This window comes from Aquabacterium sp. (genome assembly GCF_036279655.1).
Taxonomy (GTDB): Bacteria; Pseudomonadota; Gammaproteobacteria; order Burkholderiales; family Burkholderiaceae_C; genus Aquabacterium.
Window position 1 is genome coordinate 1 of sequence record NZ_DASUIT010000030.1, and the last position, 18,606, is coordinate 18,606.

At 65.3% G+C, this 18,606-nt stretch carries 19 protein-coding genes and 1 tRNA gene; 8 read left to right on the forward strand and 12 right to left on the reverse strand.

Features of this window, described 5'->3' with window-relative positions; genetic code table 11:
* From dnaK to VFW84_RS03400, 6 genes are all read right to left on the reverse strand, one after another.
* The coding region (dnaK, locus tag VFW84_RS03375; RefSeq protein ID WP_329679021.1) for a molecular chaperone DnaK at positions 1-1,340 on the reverse strand (1,340 nt) is incomplete at its 3' end.
* Positions 1,341-1,472: 132 nt separating this feature from the next.
* Complete coding sequence (gene grpE / locus VFW84_RS03380; RefSeq protein WP_414638880.1) at positions 1,473-2,012, reverse strand: nucleotide exchange factor GrpE; 540 nt, start codon at positions 2,010-2,012, stop codon at positions 1,473-1,475.
* Positions 2,013-2,126: 114 nt separating this feature from the next.
* Positions 2,127-2,606, reverse strand: a complete 480-nt coding sequence (locus VFW84_RS03385) for an RNA-binding S4 domain-containing protein (RefSeq protein WP_329679023.1) — start codon at positions 2,604-2,606, stop codon at positions 2,127-2,129.
* 28 nt (positions 2,607-2,634) lie between these two features.
* A complete protein-coding gene (locus VFW84_RS03390) occupies positions 2,635-3,393 on the reverse strand; it encodes a hypothetical protein (RefSeq protein ID WP_329679024.1) in 759 nt (252 codons plus the stop codon).
* A gap of 122 nt (positions 3,394-3,515) precedes the next feature.
* On the reverse strand, positions 3,516-5,594 hold the full coding sequence (gene mnmC / locus VFW84_RS03395; RefSeq protein WP_329679025.1) for an FAD-dependent 5-carboxymethylaminomethyl-2-thiouridine(34) oxidoreductase MnmC: 2,079 nt from the start codon (positions 5,592-5,594) through the stop codon (positions 3,516-3,518).
* A gap of 6 nt (positions 5,595-5,600) precedes the next feature.
* A complete protein-coding gene (locus tag VFW84_RS03400; RefSeq protein WP_329679026.1) occupies positions 5,601-6,383 on the reverse strand; it encodes a 3-hydroxybutyrate dehydrogenase in 783 nt (260 codons plus the stop codon).
* Between the two features lie 78 nt (positions 6,384-6,461).
* On the opposite strand from VFW84_RS03400, the gene VFW84_RS03405 reads away from it, so the two are divergent.
* The 4 genes from VFW84_RS03405 to phaR all read left to right on the forward strand — a co-directional run bounded on the left by VFW84_RS03405 (position 6,462) and on the right by phaR (position 10,633).
* Positions 6,462-7,406, forward strand: coding sequence for an alpha/beta hydrolase (locus VFW84_RS03405; protein ID WP_329679027.1), 945 nt, complete (start codon positions 6,462-6,464; stop codon positions 7,404-7,406).
* Complete coding sequence (locus VFW84_RS03410; RefSeq protein WP_329679028.1) at positions 7,403-9,688, forward strand: bifunctional (p)ppGpp synthetase/guanosine-3',5'-bis(diphosphate) 3'-pyrophosphohydrolase; 2,286 nt, start codon at positions 7,403-7,405, stop codon at positions 9,686-9,688. Before VFW84_RS03405 ends, VFW84_RS03410 begins: the two co-directional genes overlap by 4 nt.
* Positions 9,689-9,754: 66 nt before the next feature.
* Positions 9,755-9,831: transfer RNA gene (locus VFW84_RS03415), tRNA-Val, on the forward strand.
* Positions 9,832-10,063: 232 nt separating this feature from the next.
* Positions 10,064-10,633 carry a polyhydroxyalkanoate synthesis repressor PhaR gene (gene phaR, locus VFW84_RS03420; RefSeq protein ID WP_329679029.1) on the forward strand — a complete coding sequence of 190 codons (570 nt, stop codon included), beginning with the start codon at positions 10,064-10,066 and terminating at the stop codon, positions 10,631-10,633.
* Positions 10,634-10,654: 21 nt separating this feature from the next.
* Here phaR and VFW84_RS03425 read toward each other — a convergent pair whose 3' ends face one another.
* Positions 10,655-11,311, reverse strand: coding sequence for an arylesterase (locus tag VFW84_RS03425; protein WP_414638881.1), 657 nt, complete (start codon positions 11,309-11,311; stop codon positions 10,655-10,657).
* A 79-nt stretch (positions 11,312-11,390) separates the two neighbouring features.
* Here VFW84_RS03425 and VFW84_RS03430 point away from each other — a divergent pair, with 79 nt between their 5' ends.
* Genes VFW84_RS03430 through VFW84_RS03440 form a run of 3 tightly spaced genes read left to right on the forward strand, consistent with a single transcriptional unit; the run spans position 11,391 to position 13,233 of the window.
* Positions 11,391-12,113, forward strand: coding sequence for an ABC transporter ATP-binding protein (locus VFW84_RS03430; protein ID WP_329679030.1), 723 nt, complete (start codon positions 11,391-11,393; stop codon positions 12,111-12,113).
* Positions 12,110-12,850, forward strand: coding sequence for a 23S rRNA (guanosine(2251)-2'-O)-methyltransferase RlmB (gene rlmB / locus VFW84_RS03435; RefSeq protein WP_329679031.1), 741 nt, complete (start codon positions 12,110-12,112; stop codon positions 12,848-12,850). The genes VFW84_RS03430 and rlmB overlap by 4 nt, the downstream gene beginning before the upstream one ends.
* Positions 12,851-12,867: 17 nt before the next feature.
* Positions 12,868-13,233 (forward strand): hypothetical protein, encoded by a 366-nt coding sequence (locus VFW84_RS03440; RefSeq protein WP_329679032.1) that lies wholly within the window; start codon positions 12,868-12,870, stop codon positions 13,231-13,233.
* Between the two features lie 14 nt (positions 13,234-13,247).
* Here the strand turns inward: VFW84_RS03440 and VFW84_RS03445 are convergent, their stop codons facing one another.
* The 5 genes from VFW84_RS03445 to bfr all read right to left on the reverse strand — a co-directional run bounded on the left by VFW84_RS03445 (position 13,248) and on the right by bfr (position 17,055).
* Positions 13,248-14,450, reverse strand: a complete 1,203-nt coding sequence (locus tag VFW84_RS03445) for an MFS transporter (RefSeq protein ID WP_329679033.1) — start codon at positions 14,448-14,450, stop codon at positions 13,248-13,250.
* A gap of 23 nt (positions 14,451-14,473) precedes the next feature.
* On the reverse strand, positions 14,474-15,481 hold the full coding sequence (locus VFW84_RS03450) for a D-2-hydroxyacid dehydrogenase family protein (RefSeq protein ID WP_329679034.1): 1,008 nt from the start codon (positions 15,479-15,481) through the stop codon (positions 14,474-14,476).
* A 95-nt stretch (positions 15,482-15,576) separates the two neighbouring features.
* Positions 15,577-16,056 (reverse strand): hypothetical protein, encoded by a 480-nt coding sequence (locus VFW84_RS03455; protein WP_329679035.1) that lies wholly within the window; start codon positions 16,054-16,056, stop codon positions 15,577-15,579.
* Between the two features lie 175 nt (positions 16,057-16,231).
* Positions 16,232-16,459, reverse strand: coding sequence for a (2Fe-2S)-binding protein (locus VFW84_RS03460; RefSeq protein ID WP_329679036.1), 228 nt, complete (start codon positions 16,457-16,459; stop codon positions 16,232-16,234).
* Between the two features lie 119 nt (positions 16,460-16,578).
* Entirely contained in the window at positions 16,579-17,055 is a 477-nt protein-coding gene (gene bfr, locus VFW84_RS03465) for a bacterioferritin (protein WP_329679037.1), read from the reverse strand.
* A 219-nt stretch (positions 17,056-17,274) separates the two neighbouring features.
* Here bfr and carA point away from each other — a divergent pair, with 219 nt between their 5' ends.
* Positions 17,275-18,453, forward strand: coding sequence for a glutamine-hydrolyzing carbamoyl-phosphate synthase small subunit (carA, locus tag VFW84_RS03470; protein ID WP_329679038.1), 1,179 nt, complete (start codon positions 17,275-17,277; stop codon positions 18,451-18,453).
* Positions 18,454-18,606 lie beyond the last annotated feature (153 nt).

An 18,606-nucleotide genomic window follows, 5' to 3' on the forward strand; every position in this document is an offset into this window, starting at 1 on the left:
TCACGCTCGCCCTGGAAGACCTTGATGGTCACGGCAGGCTGGCTGTCGTCGGCGGTCGAGAAGGTCTGTGCGAACTTCGTCGGGATCGTGGTGTTCTTGGTGATCATCTTGGTCATGACACCGCCCAGGGTTTCGATACCCAGGGACAGCGGGGTCACGTCCAGCAGCAGCACGTCGGTACGGTCACCGGCGAGCACCTGGCCTTGCACGGCGGCGCCCACGGCCACGGCTTCGTCAGGGTTCACGTCCTTGCGGGGGTCCTTGCCGAAGAATTCCTTGACCTTCTCCTGCACCTTGGGCATGCGGGTCATGCCGCCGACCAGGATCACGTCGTCGATGTCACCCACGGACACACCGGCGTCCTTGATGGCAATGCGGCAGGGGGCGATGGTGCGCTCGATCAGCTCATCGACCAGGCTTTCCAGCTTGGCACGGGTCAGCTTGATGTTCATGTGCTTCGGACCGGACGCATCTGCCGTGATGTAGGGCAGGTTGATGTCGGTCTGAGCCGAGTTGGACAGCTCGATCTTGGCCTTTTCGGCGGCTTCCTTCAGGCGCTGCAGGGCCAGCACGTCCTTGCTCAGGTCGACGCCTTGTTCCTTCTTGAACTCGGCAATGATGTAGTCGATGATGCGCTGGTCGAAGTCTTCGCCGCCCAGGAAGGTGTCGCCGTTGGTCGACAGCACTTCGAACTGCTTTTCGCCGTCCACATCGGCGATCTCGATGATGGACACGTCGAACGTGCCGCCACCCAGGTCATACACGGCGATCTTGCGGTCGCCCTTGCCGGTCTTGTCCAGGCCGAAGGCCAGGGCGGCTGCGGTGGGCTCGTTGATGATGCGCTTGACGTCCAAGCCAGCGATGCGGCCCGCGTCCTTGGTGGCCTGACGCTGCGCGTCGTTGAAGTAAGCGGGCACGGTGATGACGGCCTCGGTGACTTCTTCACCCAGGTAGTCTTCAGCCGTTTTCTTCATCTTGCGCAGGATCTCGGCGGAGACTTGCTGGGGGGCCAGCTTCTTGCCGCGGATCTCCACCCAGGCGTCGCCGTTGTCGGCGGCCGCGATGGTGTAGGGCATCAGGTCGATGTCCTTCTGCACTTCCTTTTCAGTGAACTTGCGGCCGATCAGGCGCTTGACGGCATACACCGTGTTGCGGGGGTTGGTCACGGCCTGGCGCTTGGCCGAGGCGCCCACGAGGATTTCGCCGTCTTCCTGATACGCGATGATCGACGGGGTGGTGCGGGCGCCTTCACTGTTCTCGATCACCTTGGTGGTGTTGCCTTCCATGATGGAAACGCACGAGTTGGTGGTGCCCAGGTCGATGCCGATGATCTTGCCCATGTTCAATTGCTCCTAAAGTCTGTGATCTGTGTGGAAGCAGCGTGCTTCCGCTTGTCGTCTTATGTGTGAACGTCTGGCCTGAATTCAAGAGGCCGAATGTCCGAAAATGATGGTTCTTGCTGCGCCTGTGAATTATTTGGGCGCAGCCACGGTGACCAGAGCCGGGCGCAGGACGCGATCGGCGATCAGGTAACCCTTTTGCAGCACACCGACCACGGTGTTGGCTTCCTGGTCCGCGGGCACCATGCTGATGGCCTGGTGCTGGTTGGGGTCGAACTTGACGCCCGCAGCGGGGTTGATCTCCAGGACCTTGTTGCGCTCCAGTGCCGAGCTCAACTGGCGCAGGGTGGCGTGAACGCCTTCCAGCACGGTTTCGACCGGGGTGTCAGGCTTGCCCACATGGACGGCAATGGCCGCTTCCAGGCTGTCCTTGACGGGCAGCAGGCTGTCGGCAAAGGATTCGATGGCGAACTTGCGGGCCTTGGCGATTTCTTCATCGGCGCGGCGGCGGGTGTTTTCCGCTTCGGCCTTGGCGCGCAGATAGGCGTCGGACACCTCGGCGTGCTTGGCAATGAGTTCGGCCAGTTGCTGCTCGACGGGGATGTAGCCGACCTCGGTGGCTAGGGTGCCCTGCTCGGGGTGCTGATCGGGTGTGGCGTGGTTGTCGCTCATTGCGTGTGGTCGAAAATGAGGTGGAAATCGGAAAACCCTGCGCATGTCAGGGCGAGAAAGCTGACTTCAAGGGGCCCTTTGTCAAAAAAGGCGCCCTGGATGTAACAAAATGATTCAGTCGTCGATGTCGTTTGCGCTGGCCGACCAGCGATCCCAGTCGGCCAGTTGGCGGCGATCCCGCTTGGTCGGCCGACCCTGAACGATGCTTTCGGCGGGCTCGACCACGCCCAGGCGGCGTCGTTCGGCCTGTTGCTGGCGACGCTCGATGCTCTCGGGTGTTTCTTCAAAGAGCTGCTGGGCCTGGGGTGCAGGCCCCCGGATGGTGCTCAGGGCGCGGACGATCACGGTCTTGCTGGGGCCGCCGGCCTGCCTGATGTCCACCCGGTCACCCGCACGCAGCTCTCGGGACGCCTTGGCCACCTGATCGTTCACCTGGATGCGCCCCTTGTCGATCTCGTCGGCGGCCAGTGCCCGGGTCTTGAAAAAACGCGCGACCCAGAGCCATTTGTCCAGGCGCAGGCGCTCGACCTGCCCGGGCAGGGTGCGGACGGATCCGGTCTCGGTGGTGTTGTGGTGGGGCGTGTTTGGGGACATCAATGGCATCCTGGGGCTGTCGGGCAGGTCAGGAAGGGCGCCGTGACCACCAGCGCCCGATGATGGAGGCTTGACGCTCTCGGGTGAGCCTGTCGAGGTGCTCACTCACAAAGTGCTGTCCGGTCTGTCGTTCGATCTGACGCAGGCGCCAGGCCTGTCCCAGGGCGCGTCCCAGTGGCCAGAGGCACAGCCACAGGCCCAGGGCCCAACTGATGGCCACGCCCAGCACGATCAGGCCTGCCTGAGGCAGCCAGGCCTGGATGAGCAGGTAAGCCACCACGGACAGTCCACCGATCACACCAGGCGCCACGAGGGACGTGCTGCCGTCGCCGGGCCGGCGGACCTGACCGATGCGGTGTCGACGCAGGTCGATCTCGCAATCGAGCCACTTCAGGCGCTGACGGTGCGGATCCACGCGCGACAGGCGCACATGGACGAGCGCCGAGCTGAGCAGCGCCAGCCCCTCGACCACGATGATGCCGATGCTGAACCAGGGGGTGCCTGGCTGCAGCCTGGGTGTGAGCATGACGGACCAGGGCAGCACAAACAGCGTGAAGGCCGCGAGCACAGAGACCCATTGGTGACGTGTCCCCCAGCGAGAGGCCCAGATGGACAGGTGGGCCAGCAAGGCAGCCAGCAGCGCCACGCCGCCCATGCTGTTCCAGAGCAATGAGCTGGGCTCCACGCCGTGAGCCCGCAGAGCGAAGCCGCTGCCCATGGCCGCCAGGAGCGGGCTGACCCAGGCCAGTGCACGCAATTGCGCAAAGGTGTCAGGGGGTGCCAGCACGTCAGCGGTCCAGTTTGGACGCGAACCAGCGATCCAGAGCGCTGCATTGAGCGAACGTCTGTTTTTCTGCCGCCGTGCTGGGGGTGCAACTGAAGGATTGAGCCACGCGAAGATTCTAGCCATCAATGTGCGGGTGGCTTCAGGGCGAACCGGGCGGGGTCCAGGGCGTCACGCAGATCCACCTCGACCGGGCAGGGCGCGCCACTCACCCAGTGGCTGAGCAGGCGACCCGCCAGCGCGGCCCAGGTGATGCCCCGCGAACCCAGGCCCCCGATCACATACAGCCCACCCTGGGCGTCTCGCAGGCGGGGGATGCGTCTGACCTGATCGGGCCAGCGGCCCGTGCCGTTCAAGGCATGGGGCGACAGCGGCGCCGCCCCCACCATGGGCAGCCGGTCCGAGGTGGACGCTCGCCAGCCAACGCGGCCGTGCAGGGGGCCGATGTCGATGCCATCCAGCGTCGTGGGGCTGTGTGACCAGGCGCCCAGCCTGCCGGCTTGCGTGAGGTTGTGGGTATGGTCGGTGGCCCGCACCGTGGGGTCATCGTCATGGTGCTGGGTCGTGGCGCCACACAGCAGTCGCCCGTCCTTCAGTCGGAGCACATAGCCACCGCCCGCCACGGGCAGGGCGGGTGGGTGTGCCTGGGCGTGGTCTGCCGCCAGCCAGGTGATCTGCCCGCGAATGGGGGTCAAGGGCAGGGCCAGGGGCGGAATCTCCGAGGTGGCGCTGGCCAGCAGCCCGGTGATGTGGCTGGCATTGGCCAGCACCAGGGTGGGGGCGTCGGCCAGAGGGCGACCTTCGGCATCCAGCGCCTGCCAGAGCCCATCCTCCTGGCGGCGAACCTGCCGGACATGACACTGGCCTTGCCATTGCAGCAGACCGGTCTGGCGCGCCTCTTCGAGCAGCGCTTGCGCATAGCCGGCAGGGTGCAGCCAGCCGCCCTGCGCAAACAGCCAGGCCCCGGAGGGCAAGTCCAGGCCCGCGCGCTGGCTGGCCGAAGGTCGGTCCAGCCATTGAACATGGTCGCTGGGCAAGCCCAGGGCCGCCAGACGTTGATGCGCTTGCTGATCTGTCAGCCGGGGCTCCAGGCGCAGCAGCCCTTCGCACTGCCCGTCGACGCGACCGGAGCGCACCCAGGGCCCCGCCAGGGCCATCGTCTGCAGGGCGGCCGCACGGTGAGCTCGGGCATGCACGCCATCACTGGCATGCACGATGCTGTGGAACAGGCCTCCCGGGTTGCCGGAGGCCTCCTGCGCCGGGGCCTCGTGGCGGTCCATCAGCGTCACCCGCCAGCCATCGCGGGTCAGCGCCCATGCGGCGGCACACCCCGCCAGCCCGGCGCCGATCACCATCGCATGCCGGGTCTCCGCCGGGGCAGGCCACAGCCCGCCGGGGAGCGGGGGCGGCGTGAAGCGGGGCTCGAAGACCGCCTGCGTCATGTCACGCTTGCCACCGAAGCCCTGCACCTTCTCGACCCGAAAACCTGCCTGGGTCAGCGCATCGCGGACTCCCCGTGCCACGCTCCAGGTGGCCGCCGTGGCCCCCGGTGCCGCCAGTCGGTTGAGCCGCGAGATCAGGCCCTCGTCCCACATGGCCGGGTTCTTGGCCGGGGCAAAGCCATCCAGAAAAAAGGCGTCCACCGAGGCAACGATGGCCGGCAGCAGGGTCGCGATGTCGCCCAGGCCCAGCAGCAAGGTCACCCCGGTACGCGGGCCTGCACCGGGCAACCCGGATTCGTCAAAGTCCAGCGTGTGCATGCCGGGCGTGAGCGACGGCCAGGCCTGACACAGTCTGGCCGCCATGCCTTGTGCTTCGGCCTCATCCGTGTCCAGGGCGCGCTCCTGGTGTACCCGCACCAGATCGCTCTGCAGCAAGGGGTGCTTCTCGATGGAGATGAAGACCAGGCGCGTGCAACGCTGCGGGTCGGCGCGCCAAGCTGCCCAGGTGGCCAGGAAGTTGTTGCCCAGCCCAAAGCCCGTCTCCAGGATGACGAAGCGCTCCCGGCCCTGCCAGCGGCCGGGCAGGCCGTTGCCACTCAGAAAGACATGGCGCGCCTGCGCCCAGGCCCCGGCCGCCGAGTGGTAGACGTCGTCAAAGACAGGGGAGTAGGGCACGCCCGGCGCGTGGCCTGTCGGGCTCTCGGCCAGGATGGCCGGTGTCAGGCCGGAGTGCGAGTCAGGGGAGACCTTGGGTGAGGACATCCGCCATTATTGTGCGACCCATCCGCCGTCCACGTTCCAGGCCACACCACGCACATTGTTCGCCCCGGGCGAGCACAGGAAGACGGCCAGATCCCCCAGCTGTTCTGGCGTCACAAACTGCAGGGACGGCTGCTTTTCGCCCAGCAGGCCCACCTGGGCGGCCTCCAGGCTGATGCCTTCGCGTTCCGCCTTGGCTTCGATCTGCTTTTGCACCAGGGGGGTGAGCACCCAGCCAGGGCAGATGGCGTTGCAGGTGACGCCCGTGGTGGCGGTTTCCAGGGCCACGGACTTGGTCAAGCCGACCAAGCCATGCTTGGCCGCCACATAGGCCGACTTGCCCGCAGAGGCCACCAGGCCATGGGCCGAGGCCAGATTGATGATGCGCCCCCAGTTCTTGGCACGCATGCCGGGCACGGCCAGGCGGATGGTGTGGAAGGCCGAGGTCAGGTTGATCGCGATGATGGCATCCCACTTCTCGACAGGGAAGTCCTCGACGGGCGACACATGCTGGATGCCGGCATTGTTGACCAGGATGTCTACACCACCGAACTCGGCGGCGGCGTAAGCCATCATGGCTTCGATCTCTGCGGGCTTGCTCATGTCGGCACCGTGGTAGCCCACACGGATCCCGTGAGCGCGGCCCGACTGCAACACTTCGGCCTTGGGCGCTTCAACATCGCCAAAGCCGTTGAGAATCACGTCAGCGCCCTGAGCGGCCAGTTGGCGGGCCATGCCCAAGCCGATGCCGCTGGTCGATCCGGTGACGAGGGCGGTTTTTCCTTTCAACATTCAGGCCTCCTGTGGGGTCAGTGCAAAGACAATCGTGGATTGAGGATCATTATGGTCCGAGCCTTCTGGAACAGCAGCATGAATCAAGCCAACAACGCGGTCTCTTCTTCCGGTGAACCACAACTGTGCTTCGTGACCTGCCCGGGGGCCAGCACGCGCGATGCGGCCACCCACCGCATGGCCTACTGGTCCTGGGGCGATCCGGCCAACCCACGCACCCTGGTGTGCGTGCACGGTCTGAGCCGTCAGGGGCGGGACTTCGATACCCTGGCGCGCGCACTGAGCCAGACCTACCATGTCGTCTGCCCGGATGTGGTGGGCCGAGGGCACTCCGACTGGCTGGCCGATCCCAAGGGCTACCAGGTCTTCACCTACGCCAGCGACATGGTCATGCTGATGCAGAGTCTGCGTGCAGCCAAGGGGGTTGAGGGGCCGCTGGAGATTGACTGGGTGGGCACCTCCATGGGCGGGCTCATCGGTCTGGGCCTGTCCTCGCTGCCCCCCGAGGCCTCCGGGGCGCGCTTGCGTCGCATGGTGCTCAACGATGTGGGCCCCAAACTGCGTCACGAGGCCCTGGTGCGCATTGGCGAGTACCTGGGTCAACCCAAGCGCTTTGCCAACGAGCAGGAGGCGGCAGATTATCTGTGGTCGATCTCGACGGGCTTCGGTCCCCACACCCCGGCGCAATGGCTGGCGCTGTCACGCCCCCTGCTGCGTCCGGCCCCCGACGGCCAGGGCCTGATCCTGCACTACGACCCGGCCATTGCCGAGCCCTTCAAAGCCATCAGCGCCGATGCGGCGGCCTCGGGTGAAGCCATGGTCTGGCAAGTCTATGACCAGCTCCAGTGCGAGGTGCTGTTGCTGCGCGGGCAGGACTCTGACCTGCTGGATGCCGACACCGCCCGCCAGATGAGCGAGCGTGGCCCCAAGGCCCGCTTGATCGAGTTCCCGGGCGTGGGGCATGCGCCCACCCTGATGGCGGCTGATCAGGTGGCCGCCGTGGAGGGCTTCTTGCTGGCATGAAAACGGGATCGCTCCAGCCGGAGGGGTTTGATCCGGCGCGCGAGGGAACGGCCTCTGGGGCCTCCGCCATCCTGGAGTGGGCCGACCTGAGCCCGGGTGCGCCTGGCGCAGGGCAGGACATGCTGGCCAAGGCCCGTGTCTTTGCCGAGCCCTTGCTGGCCACCCAGCGCTTCGACACGGGCGAGGGCGCCTTGTCCCATGCCGATGGCGTGGTGCAGATCCTGCGTGGCATCGGGGCGCCTCCCGGCCTGCAGGCTGCAGCCTATCTGGTCTATGCCAGCGAATACCTGACGCCGCCCGATGAAGTCATCGCCCGCGCGTTTGGCGAGGCCGAGGCTCAACTGGTGGGTGCCACCCGGCGACTGGTACAGGTGCAGCGCAGCGCGCGTGATGCCCTGGGCGATGAGGCCGATGGCCCCTTGCCCGCCGAGCAGATCGAGCGCATCCGCAAGATGTTGCTGGCCTTCTCGCGCGACTTGCGCGTGGTGCTGCTGCGTCTGGCCTCGCGCCTGCAAACCCTGCGCTACTACGCCGAGAGCAAGCAGGAGTGCCCGCGTGCGCTCGCCCGTGAATCCATGCAGGTGTTTGCGCCGCTGGCCAACCGCCTGGGCATCTGGCAGATCAAGTGGGAGCTGGAAGACCTGTCCTTCCGCTTCCTGCAGCCCGACACCTACCGCAGCATTGCCCGTCAGTTGCAGGACAAGCGTCTGGAGCGCGAGCGCCTGGTCGAGGCGGCCCGGCAGCGTCTGGCCGCCGCCCTGCACGAGGCCGGTCTGTCCGCCCAGGTCCAGGGGCGCCCCAAGCACCTCTACAGCATCTGGAAGAAGATGCAAGGCAAGAACCTGAGCATCGATCAGGTCTTCGACCAGCAGGCCTTGCGCGTCATCGTCGACGATGTGCCCTCGTGCTACGCCGCACTCAGCCGCGTGCACGAGTTGTGGCATCCCATGGCCGACGAGTTCTCGGACTACATCGCCCGCCCCAAGCCCAATGGCTATCAGTCGCTGCACACCGTGGTGCAGGACGATGCCGGGCGGCCCATCGAGATCCAGGTGCGCACCCAGGACATGCATGACCATGCTGAGAGCGGCGTGGCGGCACACTGGGCCTACAAGGAGGCCGGCACCAAGGGCTATGCGGGCGTGCAGGCCGCGGGTGATTTTGAAAGCCGCGTGGCGGAAGCCCGCAAGACGGTGCTGCGCCAGTTGCTGGCCTGGGAGCGTGACCTGGCCTCGTCCGATGGGCTGGGGGCTGCGGGTGACAGCCCGGGCCTGTTCGATGACCGTATCTACATCTTCACCCCCGAAGGCGCCATCATCGATCTGCCCACGGGCGCCACCCCGGTGGATTTTGCCTATGTCCTGCACACCAACCTCGGGCACCGATGCCGCGGTGCGCGGGTCGATGGCGTCATGGTGCCGCTCAACACCCCCTTGAGCAGCGGGCAGACTGTCGAGATCGTGGCGGCCAAGGAGGGCGGGCCCTCGCGCGATTGGCTCAATGCCGAACTGGGCTATGTGCGCAGCCCGCGCGCACGGGCCAAGGTGCGTTCCTGGTTCAACGCGCTGGCGCTGCAAGCCACCATCGCCAAGGGCCGCGAGGCCGTTGAAAAACTGCTGCAACGTGCAGGCAAGACGGCACTCAAGCTTGACGATCTGGCCTCGCAGCTGGGCTTTCGCTCGGCCGACGACCTCTTCGAGGTGGTCGGCAAGGACGAGTTCTCGCTGCGCAACATCGAGGCGGTGCTCAAGCCGGCCGAGCCGGCGCTGGACGTCGACCAACTGGTGGCCCAGCGCATCAACCGTGGCGACAGCGCGCCTGCCCCCGGCGATGGCAAGGGCGTGCTGGTGGTCGGCATGGATTCCCTGCTGACCCAATTGGCACGCTGCTGCAAACCCGCCCCTGGCGATGCCATCGGTGGCTATGTCACACGTGGCAAGGGCGTGGCGGTTCACCGCAGCGACTGCAGCAACCTGCGCCAGATGGCCGGGCGCCATCCCGAGCGCGTGATCCCCGTGGCCTGGGGCCGCCAGGCCAGCGAGAAGGCGCAGAACTACGCCGTCGATGTGCTGGTGGAAGCACACGACCGGCCGGGCCTGCTGCGTGATGTCTGTGATGCCTTTGCACAAGGCAAGACCCATGTGTCGGCCATGCAGAGTCAATGCGTGCGCGACCGGGTCACCATCACCCTCACCGTGCAGACGACCGAGACATCCCGCCTGGCGCCCGTGATCGCGCGGGCCACGCAAGTGCCTGGTGTGATCAAAGTGCGACGCAAATGAAAAATTGCGGCAACAGCGCGCTGCCTTGCCAAAACAGCAAAAATAGTGCTACATTATTGGTCTTGAAGGCGCGTAGCTCAGCTGGTTAGAGCACCACCTTGACATGGTGGGGGTCGTTGGTTCGAGTCCAATCGCGCCTACCAAATTTCTAGAAATTTGGCAGTAAAGCCCCAATGTCAAAATCTTGAGTCAGATACCCCCGCATGCCAGCCTCTGGCACCCTGGGGGGCTGGCTTCAAAAGAAAAACCGCCCACAAGGCGGTTTTTTCTTTTGCGGCATCGATCTTGTTTGATGTTGCATACGCTGCGGTGCATTTTGTCTCGCAGGGCATGTCGACATGCCTACAATCAATGAGCACAACGCTGGAGCCATTGATGAGCACACAAGCCCGACCCCGCAAGACCACGCCAGGCGCGACCCAAGCTGAAGGGGCTGATGCGAGTGATGCACCCACGCCCAAGGGCGTGCGAGCGATCAAGAAGTACCCCAACCGCCGGCTCTACGACACCCAGACCAGCAGCTACATCACGCTGGCCGATGTCAAGGACATGGTGATGGCCTGCGAGCACTTTGTGGTGCTCGACGCCAAGACGGGCGAAGACCTCACCCGCAGCATCCTGCTGCAGATCATCCTGGAAGAAGAAACCGGCGGCGTGCCCATGTTCTCGACCCAGGCATTGGCGCAGATCATCCGCTTCTACGGCCACACCATGCAGGGCATGATGGGCAACTACCTGGAAAAGAACATCCAGTCCTTCATCGATCTGCAGGCCAAGCTCACGGAGAACTCCGTGCTGAACCTGCCCAACCCCATGCAGAGCTTCATGAGCAACTACGTGGAGCAATCCACCCAGATGTTCACGCAGATGCAGGAGCAGATGGCCAAGCAGGCCGAGACGCTCATGGGCAATCTGGGGGGCACGATTCCTGGCATGAAGAAGTGATCGCCGTTTTGGCGCCTTGAATCACAACAACGGCCCCAGCGCCCGCCAGACGTTGTCCAGCATGATGGGGTGCGCCTTCGGGAGTGGGTGGATGCCATCGGCCTGGAACCAGTCCCGCGCATCCGCGCGATCGCCCACACCCTGAAGGAAGAAGGGCACCACCTTGGCCGATTCGGCCTTGCCCACCTGGGGGTAGATGGCGGCGAAATCCTCGGCATAGCGTTTGCCGAAGTTGGGTGGCAGCATCATGCCCACCAGCACGACCTGGGCACCCGCCTCACGCGATTGCCGGGCCAGGCGGCTGAGATTGCCTTGCGTGGCACGGATGGGCAAGCCTCGCAAGGCGTCGTTGGCGCCGAGCTCCAGCACGACGTGGGTCGGCCGGTGCTGCTTGAGCAGCGCGGGCAGGCGCGTGACGCCACCGGAGGTGGTCTCGCCGCTGATGCTGGCGTTGATGACCTGCACTTTTTGAGCGCGTGTGCTCAGGCGTTTTTCAAGCAAGGCCACCCAGCCGCTGCCCCGAGGCAGGCCGTATTCGGCCGACAGGCTGTCGCCCAGCACCAGGATGCGGGCAGGGCGCGGTGCAGCCTCAGGGCTCGACCCCCATGCCGCCAGACCGAGGCCCAGGCACAGCAAAGCGCCGAGCCCGGCCCGCCGCGAAGGGTTTTCGACCGGCACCGATGCATGCGGTGCGCGCCTTGACATAGAGTGGTGAGTGGCTGCCGCCGTGGCACCTGGCCTGGACCTGTTCATTCGCATGACTGCCGATCAAAACAACAACACATCCGATGCCCCCGTGGTGCTGAAAGTTCAACACCTGCTCAAATCCGTGGAGGACAGCACCGGAACCCTGACCATTCTGCGCGATGTCAGCCTGGAAGTGCGGGCCCATCAGTCCTTGGCTGTGGTGGGGGCCTCCGGGTCCGGCAAGAGCACCTTGCTGTCCCTGATCGCGGGCCTGGACACGCCCACCTCGGGTGAGGTCTGGCTGTGCGGCCAGTCCCTGTTTGGCATGAATGAAGACCAGCGGGCGGCCCACCGGGCAGCCCATGTGGGCTTCGTGTTCCAGAGCTTCCAGTTGATCGGCCATCTCAGCGCGCTGGAGAACGTGATGCTGCCCCTGGAGCTGCGTGGTGAGCGGCAAGCCCGGTCCCTGGCCACCGCCATGCTGGAGCGTGTGGGGCTTGGCGCCCGCCTGAACCACAAGCCGGCCGTGCTGTCTGGGGGCGAGCAGCAGCGCGTGGCGCTGGCGCGTGCCTTCGTGATGAAGCCCGACATCCTGATGGCCGACGAGCCCACGGGCAGCCTGGACCACGCCACGGGCGCCTCGGTGATCGATCTGATGTTCGAGCTCAACCGCGAGGTGGGCACGGCCCTGGTGCTGGTGACCCATGACATGGTCCTGGCGCGTCGCTGTCAGACCCAGGTGAGCATTGCCGCAGGCGTGCTCAGCGAGGTGTCGTACCATCCCGCCCCATGAGCCTGAAACTTTTGTTTGGCTTTCACGCGGTGACGGTGCGCCTCAAGGTGGCGCCGCACTCCGTTCGAGAGCTCTATGTCGACGCATCGCGTCGTGATCAACGCATGCGCCAGTTCCTGGTCAAAGCCAACGATGCCGGTGTGGCCGTCATCGAGGCGGACGACGCTCGGCTGCAGCAACTGGCCGGGACACACCGCCATCAGGGCGTGGTGGCCCGGGTCGAGGCCGTGCAGAATGCGCACTCCCTGGACGACCTGCTCGACGGCCTGAGCGAGCCGCCCTTGCTGCTGGTGCTCGATGGCATCACCGATCCGCACAACCTGGGGGCCTGCCTGCGGGTGGCCGACGGGGCCGGTGCACATGCGGTCATCGCGCCCAAGGACCACGCCGTGGGCATCAATGCCACGGTGGCCAAGGTCGCCAGCGGCGCGGCCGAGACCATGCCTTACTTCATGGTGACCAATCTGGCGCGCACCCTGGGTGAGCTCAAGGAGCGCAGCATCTGGGTGGTGGGCACGTCTGATGACGCGCCTCGCGGGCTCTACGACGCCGATCTCAAGGGCCCCACCGCCCTGGTGCTCGGTGCCGAGGGCAGCGGCATGCGCCAGCTCACCCGCAAACACTGCGATGAGCTCGTCAGCATCCCCATGATGGGCGGTGTCGAGAGCCTCAATGTGTCCGTGGCCAGCGCGGTCTGCCTCTATGAATCGCGCCGCCAGCGCGGCTTCAAGTCCTGAGATCACAAGGAAAGCGCATGACCCCTCGACGCTCCCCCTCCATCCGCCCAGCGCTGGTGCTCAGCATGGTGCTTGCGGCGGTGCTGGCCACCGCCTGCACGCAAGAGCAGCAGAACCAGATCAAGCGCGACATCCAGAACTGGACCGGGACCGACGGGGTGCTGGAGGTCTATGCCGGCAGTGGGCAGGTGGTCAAGCGCTTCCTCAAGATCGACAAGCTCAGCACGGCCATGGGCACCTCGGATGGTGACCCCCGCCGCTACCGCTATGGCTATGGCGTGCTGGACGAGAACCTGAACAACCAGGTCGACCCCACCGAGAAGCGGATCTATTTCGAGGTGTCGGACTACGCAACCTACGTCTTCTTCGAGAGCCCACGTTGAGCCGTTGAGCGGGCTCAGCCCGTGTTGGGGACGCCCTCGGCCGCTCGTCGGGCCTGCTCCTTCTGGGCCCAGACGCTGATGCCCAGCGCCAGGGCCATCAGCACCACGCCCGGCCAATGCAGCATGCTGTAGCCGCCATGATCGAGCACCCAGCCCCCGCTGGAGGCGCCGATGGCGTGCCCCAGGTAGATGGCCGAGGTGTTCAGGGCCATCAAGGCCGGGGCCAGCCTGGGAGACAGCCCGCCCAGGCGCGCTTGCTGGCCCGAGTTGGCGGCAAAGCCTGCCAGGGCCCAGGGCAGCATCACCAGGGCCAGGGTGGGCAGGCTGATCGCCAGCGGCCAGATCAGCAGGCTGAACAGCATCATGGCCAGGGTCACGCTGACCGCGCGGGCGGCACCCACCCGGTCCACGATGCGGTTGAGCACCAGATTGCCCGACAGCGCCAGCGCACCGAAGTACGCAAACATCAGGCTGATCTGTTCCGGGTTGGCGCCAAAGCCGTTCTTGAAGTAGGGTGCACCGTAGGCCAGCAAGGTGAACTGACCGGCGCTCTGCAGCCCGGTCACCACCACCACCGCGATCAGCAGGGGCGAGCGCCCCACCTTGCGCCACGAACGCAAGGACAGGGCAGGGGGGCGGATGCCCCGGGGCAGGCTGCGATGGACCATCCAGGCAGCCGCCAGGGCCCCCACGGCCACCATGCCCATGGCCACGCGCCACCCCAGGCGCTCACCGACCCAGGCGGCCATGGGCATGCCCACGACCGAAGCGATCGACCAGCCCATGAACACGAAGGTGATGGCCCGCCCCCGGTGGGCCGGTGTGCTCATGAAACCCATGGTGGCGGCCGCCTGAGGCGTGAAGACGGCCGCCGACAGGACCGTCAGGGCCCGCAGCACCAGCAGCCAGGACTCATTGGGCGCCACGGCGCACAAGGCATGGCCCAGGGCGTACCAGAGCATCGCCAGCATCAAGAGCCGGCGTCGATCCATGCCCGCCACCACGGTGGCCAGCACCGGTGCGCCGACCCCCATCATGATCGCGGCGATGGCGATCAGGTGTCCGCCCTGCGTCACGGTGATGTGCAGGTCGCGGGTCAGGTCGTTCAGGGTGCCCCCCACGACCATCACGCCGCAGCCAATGATGAAGTTGCCCAGGAGCAAAGCCCAGCGTGCCGCGCTCAGATCATGGCGCGACAGGGCGCGTTCAGCTTCCATGCAATGTCATCGCGTGCCTGCACTCAGTGCTGCACGTTCAGGGCCTCGGGGTTGACGATGTTGCTGGGCTTGCCCGCGATGAAGTTGAGCAGATTGTCGAACGCCTCGCTGAAATACTGCTCGTAGCTGTCCTGTTCGACAAAGCCGATGTGTGGGGTGCACACGGCGTTTTCCAGGCGCAGCAGAGGCTGTCCTTGCATGATGGGCTCGCTCTCGAACACATCCACGGCGGCCATGCCAGGGCGACCTCGGTTCAGCGCGGTGACCAGGGCGTTGTCCTCGATCAGTTCGGCACGAGACGTGTTGACCAGCAAGGCGGTTGGCTTCATGCGCGAGAGGTCATCGAGGCGGACAATGCCGCGGTTCTCGTCCACCAGCCGCAGATGCAGGCTGAGCACATCACAGGCTTCGAAAAAGGCTTCGCGCGTGGGCGCCGGGATGTGGCCGTCGGCCTGGGCCTTGGCGCGAGAGGCCTCGCTGCCCCAGACCGTGACATGCATGCCGAAGGCTTTGGCGTAACCGGCCACCAACTGGCCAATGCGCCCGTAGCCCCACACGCCGAAGGTCTTGCCCTTGAGCACCATGCCCACACCGAAGTTCGTCGGCATGGACGCCGCCTTGAGCCCCGATTGCTGCCAGGCACCATGCTTGAGGTTGCCGATGTACTGGGGCAGGCGCCGCATGGCGGCCATCACCAGGGCCCAGGTCAGTTCGGCAGGCGCCACAGGCGAGCCGCCACCCGACGCCACGGCGATGCCCAGCTTGGTGCAGGCCTCCAGATCGATGTGAGAGCCCACTGGGCCGGTCTGGCAGATCAGTCGCAGTTTGGGCAACTTTTCGAGCAGGCTGCGGGGGAAGTGGGTGCGCTCGCGGATCAGCACCAGGACCTCGGCATCACGCAGGCGAACGGAGAGCTGTCCGACGCCCTTGACCGTGTTGGTGTACACCTTGGCGTTGAGGCCATCGAGCTTCGCTGCGCATTTGAGTTTGCGAACGGCGTCTTGGTAGTCGTCCAGGATGATGATGTTCATGGGGCTTGCGAAGTTCAGCCCACCATTGTGCAACGTCTTACAGCCCCCCGCAGCGCTGCGGGCTCATGCCAGGTGTGTCAATGTGCTCTTGTGTGTCACCACTGCGATGTCTTGCCCTTGGGGGCCGGCGCGGCTGCCGCCGAGATCCTCACGGGAAAGTGCCGGTCCAGGCTTTCGAGCCGGCGGCCGGCCTCGGCCTGACCACGGTGGACGGCGATCAGTCGGAACAGATCGGCCCTGAGGTGCCACAACTCGCGCAGTGAGCGGGCCTGGGTGATGGATTCACGCACATGCGTGGCGGTATAGGACTGCAGATCCCAGACGATGGACATGAACTCGGCCTTGACCTGGGTGAGCCCGCGCAGGACCTGCGGGTGATCCTCCAGATCCTGTTCGTCCCACAGCCAGTTCCAGGCGGTGGTGAGCCACTGGCGCCATTGGGGTTGCGAGCGGGCAAACAGGGCAGGGGGGCGCACTTCCTTGCGGAAGCTGGACGTGGCTGCCCAGTCACCGTGCGCGGAGTCAGGGGGCTCGCCCCCTTGCTGGAGGGGTGCGCCGTTGACGGTGTGGTTCACGGACGAGCTCTTCCCGCGGGCGCCCTTGCGGCCGGCGCGTGCAGGATGATCATCGATGAAGAAGAATGAGGCCATGGGTCCCCCGGAAGGCTCAACCCGCCACGCGGCAGGTCACAAGGGGGATTTCGGCAGAAATGGCGCGCCATTGAGCGCGAAAAAAGCGGGGCGGGTCCGGTCAGATGATGCTGGAGGCCAGCGTGTCGGCCGTCATGGGGTGTGCATCACAATGCGCCACCGTGGTCTGTGTCGCCTTGTGAAATACATCACGGGCACAGGATTCGCATCGGCCACAGCAGGTGGCCACACCGGTGTCCATCTGCAGATCGTCAAAGCTGCGGCAGCCCTCGCGGGCGATGCGGGTGATGTCCCGGTCGGATACGCGGCGACAGACGCAGACAATCATGGCGGCGGGCGGTTCAGGTTGACAATGCGAATCATTCTCAAACAAGAATGATTCGCAGTCAATATGCTCTGCAAGCCCCTGAACACTGCGGGGGCTTGAGGGGCCCGCTCGGGCTCCTGTCAGCTCAGATCGCCCATCTGTGATTGCAGGTAGTTGGGCAGGCCCACCTTGTCGATCAGCTCGATCTGGGTCTCGAGGAAGTCGATGTGCTCTTCGGTGTCGTCCAGGATCCCCTGCAGCAGATCGCGGGACACATAGTCGCGCACGGACTCGCAGTAGGCGATGCCGTCCTTGACGGTGCCCTGGGCGGCGGTTTCCAGTTGCAGATCACAGCTCAGCAACTCCGGCACATCCTCGCCGATGAGCAGCTTGCCCAGGTCCTGCAGATTGGGCAGGCCGTCCAGCGTGAAGATGCGCTCCATCAGCTTGTCGGCGTGTTTCATCTCACCGATCGACTCTTCGTATTCCTTCTTGGCCAGCTTGTCGAAACCCCAGTGTTTCAGCATGCGGTAGTGCAGGAAATACTGGTTGGTGGCCGTCAACTCGTTCTTGAGTTGCGCATTCAGAAACTCGATGACTTTGGGATCGCCTTTCATGGGGCCTCCGGGGTGGGTGTGTTCAGATTGCAGGGCTCTGGGCGGCCATGAGCTGCCTGGATGGGTTATACTCTACAGGTTTACCCGCAACCACCCCCCGCCTAGCGAAACCCGACTCGTTTCCTCAACCGGACTCGATCTCGCCCATGTGTGTGCAGTCATTTTGCATCACCCGGACGAGGGCAGCGCTGGGCGCGCACAACAACGGAGAAATAACCCGTGCTGCCCGTACTGCCCCAAGCTCTTCTGGCCCTCGCAGACGGCACGGTCTTTCATGGCGCTTCGATCGGTGCTACCGGTCACACTGTCGGTGAAGTGGTGTTCAACACCTCCATCACCGGCTACCAGGAAATCCTCACCGACCCCAGCTATTGCCGCCAGATCGTCACCCTGACGTATCCGCACATCGGCAACTATGGTGTCAACACCGAGGACGTCGAAGCCCTGAAGGTCCATGCCGCTGGTCTGATCATCAAGGACCTGCCTCTCCAGGCATCCAACTTCCGCCAGACCCAGACGCTGTCGCAATACCTGCAGGACCAGGGCACGGTGGGCATTGCCAACATCGACACCCGCAAGCTGACCCGCCTGCTGCGCACCAAGGGTGCCCAGAATGGCTGCGTCGTGGCCCTGCCCGTGGGGCAGGCCATCACCGCCGAGGTGATCGCCGATGCCGTGGCCCGCGCCCAGGCTGCGCCGAGCATGGCCGGGCTTGATCTGGCCCAGGTCGTCACCCGCGATGATGTCGTCCAGTGGGATGAGACCGAGTGGAAGCTCTCCAACCCCGAACTGGGCGGCCAGCCTGGTTTCGGCAAGCAGACCGCTCCTCGCTTCCATGTGGTGGCCTATGACTTCGGTGTCAAGCGCAACATCCTGCGCATGCTGGCCGAGCGCGGCTGCAAAGTCACGGTGGTGCCCGCCAAGACCCCCGCTGCCGACGTGCTGAAGTACCAGCCCGATGGCATCTTCCTGTCCAACGGCCCCGGGGATCCCGAGCCTTGCGACTACGCGATCGCCGCCGCCAAGACCCTGATCGACACCGGCATCCCGACCTTCGGCATCTGCCTGGGTCACCAGATCATGGCCCTGGCCTCGGGCGCCAAGACCTTCAAGATGAAGTTCGGCCACCACGGCGGCAACCACCCCGTGAAGGATCTGGACACCGGTCGCGTCAGCATCACCAGCCAGAACCACGGCTTTGCTGTGGACGAAAAGACGCTGCCAGCCAACATGCGCGCCACGCACATCTCCTTGTTCGACGGCACGCTGCAAGGCCTGGCCCGCACCGACAACCCCGCTTTCTGCTTCCAGGGCCACCCGGAAGCCTCGCCCGGACCGCATGACATCTCGTACTTGTTCGACCGCTTCGTTGCGCTGATGGAGAAGAAGAATGCCTAAGCGCACAGACATCAAGAGCATCCTGATCATTGGCGCCGGCCCGATCATCATTGGTCAGGCCTGCGAATTCGACTACTCCGGCGCCCAGGCCTGCAAGGCGCTGCGCCAGGAAGGCTACAAGGTCATCCTGGTCAACAGCAACCCGGCGACGAT